Origin of the sequence: Sphingomonas sp. (genome assembly GCF_048594985.1) — a bacterium.
In the GTDB taxonomy this organism is placed as follows: Bacteria; Pseudomonadota; Alphaproteobacteria; order Sphingomonadales; family Sphingomonadaceae; genus Sphingomonas_I.
Genome location: NZ_JBMDXG010000218.1, coordinates 1 through 7,917, shown reverse-complemented (window position 1 = coordinate 7,917; position 7,917 = coordinate 1). Strand labels below are relative to the sequence as shown.

The following is a 7,917-nucleotide window of genomic DNA, read 5'->3' as shown; positions in this document are numbered from 1 at the left end:
GCGAGCGCGACGAGCCCGAGCGCGAGCGGCTGCCCCCACGCCACCGCCGTCCACAACCGTTCCCACAATGGCACCGCGCGGCCCTTGTCGCGCCGCCGCGCGAGCCAGATCGTCACCCCGCTCGACGTAACGACACACAATGCGAGCCCGAGCAGGCCGTAAACCAGTCGCACCGGCACCCCGCCGAACCAGCCGAAGTGCAGCTGCCCGATGCCGCCGAGAATCTTCGTGCCGGCAACCAGGTCATGCGGATGTGTATCCTTCACGACCCGCCCCGTCGCGTCGAAGATCGTGGTGTCCTGCGGCACCAGCAGGCGGCTGCGTTTCGACGCGATTGTCACGCGCGCATCGGCGCGACCGGCGCGCTCGATGGTCAGTTGATGTGGCTCGGCGCCAGGTGCGCGACGGCGTGCTTCGGCCAGGAGCGCGCCCAGCGGCGGCACCGGCGCGGCCGCGGCGTTCGCTGCGGGTGCCGGCTCGATGAACAGTCCGTAGACCTTGCCGGTATCGCCGCGATACAGCAGCAAGGCGAGCACGCCGACGATGATCGTGCTGAGCCCGAGCAGCGCGCCGGTAAGCGCAATCATGACGTGAAACGGAAACGCCCAGATGCCGAGCCGGTTGTGCAGGTCTGCTTCCTGCAACCGCCGCGATCCGCCGAGGCGCAGATGAAAGGCATCCTTGATGACCCGCGGGTGCGCCAGGAGTCCCGATATCAACGACGACAGCAGCGCCACGCCCGCCAACCCGACGATGAACTCGCCCCAACTGCGCGGCAGATGGAGCGCGATATGGAGGTTGAGCAGGAAATCCGAGAAGGGGGTGGCGTGCGGCGCCAGGTTTCCGGCTTCATCGATTGACCATTCGTGTTCGAACGTCGGGCTGTATGCGATGATTCCGGCGCCCGGTTCGTCGGCCGAAGGCAGCGACACGTAGAATGTAGCCTTGGCCGGTGCGGCCTGCCGGGCCGTGGCGAGCGCGCGGTCGAGCGCGCCACTCCCGATCGTGGTGACCCGCGGCGTTCCGGGCTGTTCCCAGCGCTCCAAGTCATGGACGAACACGGCCAAGGTGCCGGTCAGGCAGACCAGATAGATTATCGCAGCGAAGGCAAGACCCAGGATGCCATGTCCACTCAGCACTGCGCGCACCGTGGCGGGCGAGAGCGGCCAGCCGCCGCGCGGGCGACCCGCCTTCATATTCCCCGTGATTGGCCCGCTCATACGACCCCCCGCATCGCGGCGAGCGCGAAGCCGACAACCGTGGTGCCCGAGAGCACCGCAAGCGCGCGCAGCAGGCGTTGGTCAGCCAGAGTCCATGTCATCGCGAGTGCCCAGACCACCGGCATCAGCAGCCCGCCGATCAGGAGGCGGGTGCGCGGATCGCCAGGAGCCCAGGCGGCATAGCAGAATGCGACCGCCATCGCCGCGGTCATGCCGAGCGGCCCGGCGAGCAACGCCTTCAGCCAACCGCGCCACTGGCGTGACGGGCCTTCGAGCGGCTCGGGCGCCAACCCCGTTTCGCGCCCGCCACGCGCTTCGCGGCGCACGCGACCGTTTGCGACCACCAGCAGCGCACCGAGCCCGGCCGTCGTTAGGCCCAGCGTCAGCCCCTTGATCGGACCGATCCACGCGGCGGTGATCAGGACGGTTGCCGTCAGCGCGCTCCAGCCCGCCGCGATCAGGAGCGGATGCTCGCGCTGCCGATCCGCCCATGCGCGACGCAGCAGCCCCGCGCCGGCCGCGCCGCCCACGAGTCCCACCCCGGCCGCCGCCGCGATCACAGGTGGAATTCCAGCCCCAGGCCGAACGTCTGCGGGTCCCCCAGGATCGCGCGACCGGTGGCGGGATAGTCGTACTGCCTATATTTCTCGTCCAGCAGGTTGCGCGCGAAGACGAAGGCGGTCCACAGACCGGCATCATAACCCAGCCGTGCATTGACGACGGTACGGCCCGGCAGCCGCGACTGGACCTGCGTCACGCCGACATCGCTATAGACCGGCCCGCGATAATTGGCGTTGAGGTTCCCGACGATGCGACCGACCGTCGCATTGACACCACCCGCCACCGTCCAATGCGCGGCATAAGGGAACTCGGATCCGGAAAGATCGACCGTGCTGGCGGCTCCACTGGGCAGACTGAAATCGTCAAACTCGGTGCGCACGTGGCCCAGCGACACATAGGCATCGACTGCCCGACTCAGCCGCCCCTGCGCCTCCACCTCGAAGCCGTAGAGATGCGACTTGCCGGCATTGACGGTGTTATAGTCATACTGGCTGGTGCCGAAGAAGACGTTGGTCTGCTGATCCTTCCACTTGAAATAGAAGATGTTGGCGTTCAGCGTCAGCCGCCCGTCCAGCCACCGCGACCGCAGCGATCCTTCGTAGTTCCAGCTATATTCGGGATCATAAGGCACCAGCAGCGCCCGCGCCGGATTCTGGCTCGACCCGCCCGAGCGATAGGCGCGCTGCACCGTGAACGCGGTGGTCAGGTCTGGGGCCCAATCCATGCTGATCCCCGCCTTGGGCAGAAAGGCGTCGAACGTTCGCGAATTCGACGCGCGCGACGAGGACGCGGCAGAAACGAGGCCGAGAACTCCCCGATTGACCAGGGTCACTGCAGGAGCGAGCGCACCGAACGCGGCAGGATCCGGCAATGTCCCGGCAAAGGTGGCGATGCTCTCTGCGGTATAGCGGTTTTCTTCGTGATCGTAACGGAAGCCGGCGATCAGCGAGAGGCGATCCGTCACGCGCAGCCGACCGTCGCCGAACAGGGCAGCGGTGCGCACGGTCTGCGGTTGGTAGCCTTCATACACAACGGGAATGACAGGGAGCACCGACGAATAGGTCGCGGCGAGTTGGTTCGCGGTTCCGGCCGGCAGACCTCCGCCCTGAAGCAGGGCACTGATCGTGGCAGTGGGCGTGGCGATATTCAGCCGGTTGAAGGCCTCAAGCCCGCCCTTACGCTGATAGGCCCAGACGCCGAGTACGCCGCTGATCCGCTCACCATCATAGTTGAGCCGAACTTCCTCGGTCCAGGTACGAAAGCGCTGAAGATTGTCGATCGTTTGCAGATTTTGTGCCGTGCCGTCCGTGTCGGTCACGGCATGCGAAACCACGCGACTATATGATGTCACGCTCGACACCCGCAATCGCGGGGCGATTTCATAGCCTATGTTGAGGACCGCGATGTCGGATCTGACGTCGCCACGGCTGGGCTGGTCGCCCGTACCGATGCGATGATCGTAGAAGTCCGGGACGTCGGTGCGCGCATATTCGTAGAGGTAGCCGCCATCCCGACGCACGCGATTGTAGCTGGCCTGCACCTCCAGGCCACTCAAAGCCTGCGGCGTCCACTTCAGCTTGCCGCGCAGATTCAGCGTCCGCAGGGAATCGTCATACCCCCCGCGCGTGATGTTCCGGATGACGCCGCGATCGGCGCGCCGTTCGGCCGACACCCGGAAGCCCAGTTCGTCCTGGATGATCGGCCCGCCGGCCGCCGCCGAAAAGGTGCGGTCGTTGCGGTCGGTCCACAGGATGCGCCCGTCTGCGCTGTAATCCGTCGTCGAGGGATCGCGCGTGGTGATCACGACCGCGCCCGCCAGCGCGTTCAGCCCCTGGATGGTCGACTGCGGCCCGCGCAATATCTCGACTTGACCGACGTCCCACAGGTCGGTCGGGCCGCCGAACAAAGCCTCGCGTGTGATCGGCGCTCCGTCGACGTAAACAGTTGCGGTATCGGCATTGCCACCCGCACCGACACCGGTGTTGCTGATGCCACGGATCGTAAAACCCGCCGCCCCATAGGTTTCGGAAACGTTGGCCGTGCGGTTGTAGATATCCTGGATCGACTGAATGTTTTCTTGCGTAATCCGCGCAGGCGTCGTGACAGCGACGCTGGTCGCGGTCTCCTGAAGCGTCCGGTTGGATTTTTCGCCGGTGACGATGATGTCGTCAGGCTGGGGCTCAACGGCCGAATTCTGCGGTTGCTGCGCCAGGCCTGGCGCCACCCCAAACGTCGATAGACCAGCCAATAGCATTGCAACGGTGCGCATATGTCCCCCTTGTGGCGCAACGCTTAGCTACATGCCTATTGCGAGGCAATATCATCCCAATGGCAAATGCATACGATCCCCGACGTCGCAGGTCCGGTGCGCTTGTGGACGGGCCCCGTCGATCGAAATCGATGACACGGACGGGGACTGGCAAAGCGGCGGGGCCGGTTTTCAGATCTGGTTAGCCCCCGAAGCGGGCGTCAATGGCACTCCCAACCTCGGCATTGATCGTGCGCGCGCCTCGAAGCATCGGGCCGTGAAGCGCCCACGCGGCGATGTTGCCTGCGGTGCGAAGCGCCAACATAAAGGGTCATGACAAACACACCCGAGCGAATACAGCGCAATATCCTTGCTGCCACAGAGCGGCGCCTGCTCACGTGGCTGTGCGGCCGAATGCCGGAATGGGTGACCTCTGATCGCCTGACTTGCCTTGGGATGATCGGATCCGTGATGGTGTTTGCTGGCTATGCTGCGAGCGCATGGACAGCGACTTGGCTGTGGCTGACCATAATCGGCTATCTGGTTCAGTGGTTCGGTGATTCCATGGACGGTAGTCTTGCGCGCTACCGTGGGATTGAGCGACCCAATTATGGGTACTTTCTCGATCATAGCTGCGACGGCGTCGCCACGGTCTTGATCATTGGCGGCATCGGGTGCAGCCCATTTGTCAGGCTCGATGTCGCGCTGTTCGCCGCGATCGGATACCTGCTACTTTCCGTTCACGCTTATCTGGCGGCGAAGGTGTGTGGAGAGTTCAAGCTTTCCTATCTTGCCGCCGGCCCTACGGAACTACGCCTGATGCTGATCGCGCTCACGCTTGCCATGCTGTTCCTCGGCCATCAGCCCGGCTTTCTGGGGCAAGTGTCAGGCTTCGACATGTTCGTGGGTCTTGTCGGTGCCGTGCTTGCGATATTGTTCGTCAATCAATCGATTGTCACAGGGAGGCGGTTGGCGCTTCTCGAACCATAAGGCCACGTCGGCGGTCAGTTTCTGTCCGTATAACTCTACTCGCCTGACGGCTGCGGCTAAGCTTTGTGAGAGGAGATCAGGGCCTGAGGATCTGCCAGTCGGCCAGGGCGGCTGAGTAGCAGCGGCTTCAGCCGAACCTGCTGCTCGTGGCTTAACCAGAACTCGCCCCCATCGAGCCCTCCGCATCAAACGGAGGCTAGATATTCGATTTGCTGTGAGGATGCGCTTGATGGATCCCCGGCCAAGCGGTTTCATAGCCCGATCTCTGCAGAGCCGCAGCTGTCGGAGGCGAGTTAATGTTAGACGGACAGCTCTGCGATGGCCTTAGTCACAGTCGGGTCGGCACGGCACGATGATGTTCCATTTATGAAAATGGCAGGCTTCGCGTTGGATTGCCCGTTAGCACCAAAAGGGCGTTTGCGACGGCCGGCGCGATCGGCGGAACTCCGGGTTCGCCCATGCCGGTGGGCCGGCTCGTAGAGGCGATGATATGGGTCTCGACCGCCGGCATCTCGTTCATCCGCAGGACCGGGTAGGTATCGAAGTTCGTTTCCTGCATGACGCCGTCCTTGAGCGTCATGACGCCGAACAGCGCGGCCGAAAGGCCGAAGCCGATGCCGCCTTCCATCTGCGCTGCGATCTGGTCGGGAGAAACGGCGATGCCGCAGTCGGCCACGGCAACGACGCGTCGGACGACCGGCCTGCCCTGATCCAGCCGGACCTCCGCAACCTGGCCGACCAGGGTTCCGTACGTTTCATGAATTGCGAGACCGCGTGCCCAGCCGGCTTCGACCGGTTCAGCCCAGCCCGAGCGGCGGCACAGCTCGTCGAGCAAGACAAGGCGCCGCTTGTCGCTTCCTCTTTCATAAAATGTCCGACGATAGGCGGCGGGATCGCGCCCAGCACGCCGCGCGAGCTGGTCGATGACATGCTCCATCACGAACGCGGTGTGGGAATGGCCGACCGATCGCCAAAAGGAAGGAGGCACCGCGAAAGAGGGGCTGAAGATTTTGCCGCCGACGGTGGACGCGGTCGAGAAATAGGGTGAACCCTCAATGCCTTCGACGGCCTGACTGTTCGCGCCGACCGGAACTAGCGGCTGACAGACGCTGTGGACGCGCCAGCGTTCGGGAAAGCCGTCGCGCCCTATCTGGACCCAGAGGCGATGATGGGACATCGGCCGGAAGTAGCCGGCCATCATTTCGTCCTCGCGCGTCCAGAGCATCTTGACCGGGCGTCCGTTGGTCCGTTTCGCGATGCGCACGCATTCGACGACATAATCCGCGCTCATGACACCGCGGCGCCCGAACGAGCCGCCCGCCGGGATGACCTCGACATCGACCAGGCCGGGGATGGTCCGGGCCGTCAGCGCAGCCTGCACCTGATCGACGATGGGAAGGTGCGCGCCCGACGTGATCGAGACATGCCGGCCGTTGACCGTCGCGACACAGTCGAGCGTTTCCATGGGCGCGTGCGCGAGATAGGGAAAGTCGAACGCAAATTCGACGATGTTGCCGCTCAACGGCGCCTCGGGCTGATCGCCTTTCATGGCGAAGTCGCTCGGGCTCACGTCTCCGCGGCCCGAGGCGATTTCGTGGTAATAGCGGACCAGATCGGGCGTCGAGCGCGTCTCAGCCCTACTGTCGTCCCATTCGATGCGCAGCGCCTCGCGGCCCTTTCGCGCCGCGAAGCTGTTCTGGGCGACCACGGCCACGCCGGTTTCGATCGCGAAGACATCGACTACCCCTTTCACCTTGCGGGCGTCAGACGGATCGAAGCGAGCAAGCTTGCCGCCGAAGCGCGGGCTGTGCGCGACCATGGCGACGAGCATGCCGGGCCGCTGCACGTCCTGCGTATAAACCTGCGCGCCGGTGCTCTTGGGGACACTATCCTTGCGCCGCACCCGATCCGTGCCAATCAGACGATAGTCCTTCGACTGCTTGAGCGTCGGCTGCTGCGGCGGGATTTGGCGGGCCGCGTCGGCGAGCAGGTCCGCGAAGGTAGCGGATCGGTTCGAGCCGGAATGGAAGACGACACCGTCCCGAACCTCGATGAGCCGCCGCGGCACGCTCCAGCGCAGCGCCGCCGCGTCGACGAACATCGCGCGTGCGGCCGCCCCGGCATTGCGCATCAAATCCCAGTTGGACGAGATCGAGCGCGATCCCACCGAGCCCTGCGGACCGTAGGCGCGGAAATTGCTGCGCGAATCGATGACCTTTACCCGGTCCCAGTCGGCGTCCAGTTCCTCGGCGACGATCGCGGCCAGACCGGCATGGATTCCCTGGCCGAGTTCCTGCTGGCGGTTCACGACGGTGACGGAGCCATCCGGGGCGATGCGGATGTACGAGCCGAAAGCGCTCGGCTCGGGATCGGTGCCGCCGCCGCTCAGGATCGCGCCGCCCACCTCCATCGGATGGGTCGCGGTATAGCCCACCACCAGCGCGCCGCCGATGAGCGAACCGCCCAGGATCATCCGGCGGCGGGTCATGCGGAAGCCGCGCTTCGCATCCGGCTGCGCAGAACCAGAGCTTTCGGGGGTAGGCGTCATGCGGGGCACCTCGCACCGGAATCGAGCCATGCCTCGATCAGTGCGCCAAACTCCGCTTGCGTCCCCGGTGCGGGACTGCGGGCGCCGTCCGGATGCCAGGCCCAGCCAACCAGCTCGTCTTCGGCCATGTGATGGAGCAAAGCAGCGTGATCCATGTGCGAGCGCGCCGGATCGAGCATCTGGCGGCAGATATCGCCCAGCGACTTGCCCTGCCAGGCCATCTCGATCGGCGCGAGCTTCCATTTGGGATTGCCGGGCACGCCAGACGCTTCGAAGTTCGCCGCGTGGTGACAGGTCGAGCAGCGCAGCGTCGGTTCGCCCGCGTCATCCGGACCGCGCGATACCCATGG

5 protein-coding genes and 1 pseudogene are annotated in these 7,917 nt (G+C 64.9%); 1 reads left to right on the top strand and 5 read right to left on the bottom strand.

The window, feature by feature from the left end; genetic code table 11:
* From ACOJSF_RS08585 to ACOJSF_RS08575, 3 genes are all read right to left on the bottom strand, one after another.
* Positions 1 to 1,196, bottom strand: a 1,196-nt coding sequence (locus ACOJSF_RS08585) for a PepSY-associated TM helix domain-containing protein (RefSeq protein ID WP_420141799.1), incomplete at its 3' end; no start/stop codon positions are given.
* A gap of 20 nt (positions 1,197 to 1,216) precedes the next feature.
* A complete protein-coding gene (locus tag ACOJSF_RS08580) occupies positions 1,217 to 1,780 on the bottom strand; it encodes a hypothetical protein (protein ID WP_420141798.1) in 564 nt (187 codons plus the stop codon).
* Positions 1,777 to 4,050 carry a TonB-dependent receptor gene (locus tag ACOJSF_RS08575; RefSeq protein WP_420141797.1) on the bottom strand — a complete coding sequence of 758 codons (2,274 nt, stop codon included), beginning with the start codon at positions 4,048 to 4,050 and terminating at the stop codon, positions 1,777 to 1,779. The genes ACOJSF_RS08580 and ACOJSF_RS08575 overlap by 4 nt, the downstream gene beginning before the upstream one ends.
* A gap of 312 nt (positions 4,051 to 4,362) precedes the next feature.
* On the opposite strand from ACOJSF_RS08575, the gene ACOJSF_RS08570 reads away from it, so the two are divergent.
* A complete protein-coding gene (locus tag ACOJSF_RS08570) occupies positions 4,363 to 5,019 on the top strand; it encodes a CDP-alcohol phosphatidyltransferase family protein (protein WP_420141796.1) in 657 nt (218 codons plus the stop codon).
* A gap of 364 nt (positions 5,020 to 5,383) precedes the next feature.
* Here the strand turns inward: ACOJSF_RS08570 and ACOJSF_RS08565 are convergent, their stop codons facing one another.
* Positions 5,384 to 7,567, bottom strand: coding sequence for a molybdopterin cofactor-binding domain-containing protein (locus ACOJSF_RS08565; protein WP_420141795.1), 2,184 nt, complete (start codon positions 7,565 to 7,567; stop codon positions 5,384 to 5,386).
* Positions 7,564 to 7,917 (bottom strand): annotated as a pseudogene (locus tag ACOJSF_RS08560) (Isoquinoline 1-oxidoreductase subunit); the annotation flags it as partial. The gene ACOJSF_RS08565 and the pseudogene ACOJSF_RS08560, both read right to left, overlap by 4 nt.

What these genes read in the sequence shown, in the direction of transcription:
- ACOJSF_RS08570 (WP_420141796.1), top strand. Translation starts at nt 4,363, where the DNA reads ATGACAAACACACCCGAGCGAATACAGCGCAATATCCTTGCTGCCACA.
- ACOJSF_RS08565 (WP_420141795.1), bottom strand. Translation starts at nt 7,567, where the DNA reads ATGACGCCTACCCCCGAAAGCTCTGGTTCTGCGCAGCCGGATGCGAAG.
- ACOJSF_RS08575 (WP_420141797.1), bottom strand. Translation starts at nt 4,050, where the DNA reads ATGCGCACCGTTGCAATGCTATTGGCTGGTCTATCGACGTTTGGGGTG.